Annotated in this window: 1 protein-coding gene and 1 pseudogene; one reads left to right on the top strand and one right to left on the bottom strand. The window is 28.5% G+C overall.

Translation table 11 applies throughout. From position 1 onward, the window contains the following. Positions 1-393 precede the first annotated feature (393 nt). Positions 394-1,347 carry a methyltransferase gene (locus EAE92_RS23995; protein WP_214069850.1) on the top strand — a complete coding sequence of 318 codons (954 nt, stop codon included), beginning with the start codon at positions 394-396 and terminating at the stop codon, positions 1,345-1,347. Positions 1,348-1,635: 288 nt separating this feature from the next. On the opposite strand, the pseudogene EAE92_RS23990 reads toward EAE92_RS23995, so the two are convergent. Then, positions 1,636-1,757 (bottom strand): annotated as a pseudogene (locus EAE92_RS23990) (IS1595 family transposase); the annotation flags it as partial.

Genomic DNA, 1,757 nt, shown 5'->3' with positions numbered 1-1,757 from the left:
TGAAATAAACTCATGAATAGAAATGCCTTTTTGGAATTGAATCTGATTTTTAGCCATTTTCATTTACCTCCACACAGACTTATTTTAAGTATACGCCTATGGGAGCTGAATTTAAGTGATAATCAGGTTTTGTTTTGTTTTTAAAACCCCTTTAAAGAGTTAATTGTAATCTTCATTATTTTTCTCTATTATATCTAATATAGTCTGATAAGTAACAATTTGAATCTCTAAAACACAGAATCAAGGTGAGTTAACAAATTGTAAGATAAGGAGAATGATATAAAGTTAATGATTACATTTTAGTTATCAGAATACCTAATAAATCATCATGTATTTTCTGATTTTTAAATAAAACAATTCATCTTTTTATAAAATAAATATAAAGGATAACTAATGCTAGTTGAACTTATTGCGTCATATAGAAAATCAATCGCCATCTATGCTTTTGTTGATACAGGTTTGTCTGTTTACTTTAAAGACGGGGCCTGTATGGATATCAATGAACTTGCCTGTCAATGTGGTATTGATTATTCGCGACTTAATAGATTATGTGATTTATTAATTGAAATTGGAATATTAGTTAGCAGCAATGATAGAGTTGCACTTTCCGATGAATGCAGTGCGCTTGCCGATTCTGAAAGTATAGAATCGTTAATGATAAAGTGGGAGTTTGATTCGGATTTATGGAACGCTTGGTTAATGTATCCAAAATCCTTGCTTGAAAATAATGGTAAATCGGCATTTGAAATAGCTCATGGAAAACCAATCTTTGAATATTTGGATAGCAATGAATTGCCCAGAGCAAAATTTAATTCTTTAATGTCAAAAAACTCGGATAAAATGATTGAAAAATTATTTGATGTTTATGATTTTAGCCAACACGATAAAATATTAGATGTTGGAGGAGGAAGAGGGAATCTTTTGATAAAAATCAGTGAAAGGGTAACAGGGAAACATTACGCTGTGTTGGATAGATATAATAAAAGTCCTGCTTACGAAAATATAGACTTTATAGATGGAGATTTTTTCAAATCAATTCCATCAGGTTACGATTTATATATCTTAAAGAATATTATTCATGATTGGTCTGATAATGAATCAATACTCATTTTAGAAAACTGCCGAAAGGCAATGAATAATAACGCAACTATTTTATTAATAACTTTAATGAAAAAACCACAATCTAAATTTGTTAAATATTTAGATATATTGATGGATATGACATCTTTAGGGCAAGAGCGTAACTTAACGGAATTTGAATTTTTGGCTGACCAAGCAGGGTTGATCATTCAAGATGTTAAAGATATCGATGAATCATATTCAATTATTCAACTAGGCGTAAAGTAAATTATAGATAATAGGAAGCTTAATTAAATATAATGATATGGATGTTGTATGTTTGATAAATATATGGCAAATATGGCGTCAAGATATTTGATGCTATATTTTTATTTTGTATCAATAAAATATTGAAATAGAATGTGGATTTAAATTTTATAATAATATTGGTTTAATGGCGAAAATATCAAAATTAAGTTATATTTCATTGTTTTATTTTCAAACATCCTGCAAAGAATTAATTGTGATCTTTATCATTTATTTTTATTAAATTTAATATAGTATAATAATTCCTGATTACCATCGAATCTCAGCTAGCTTGAGTAAATACTCAGGTATAGGTGCTGCCCGGATACATGAATAAATAAGCTGTTCGAATGTTTTTTTAAGGTTAAAGCGCCAATTGAACTTGAAACAGA

This window comes from Photorhabdus hainanensis (genome assembly GCF_018448965.1).
Taxonomy (GTDB): domain Bacteria; phylum Pseudomonadota; class Gammaproteobacteria; order Enterobacterales; family Enterobacteriaceae; genus Photorhabdus; species Photorhabdus akhurstii.
This window is presented reverse-complemented; position numbering and strand designations above follow the sequence as displayed.

Bases quoted from the DNA above. Each gene is read 5' to 3' on its own strand.
- EAE92_RS23995 (WP_214069850.1), top strand. From the start codon at position 394: ATGCTAGTTGAACTTATTGCGTCATATAGAAAATCAATCGCCATCTAT.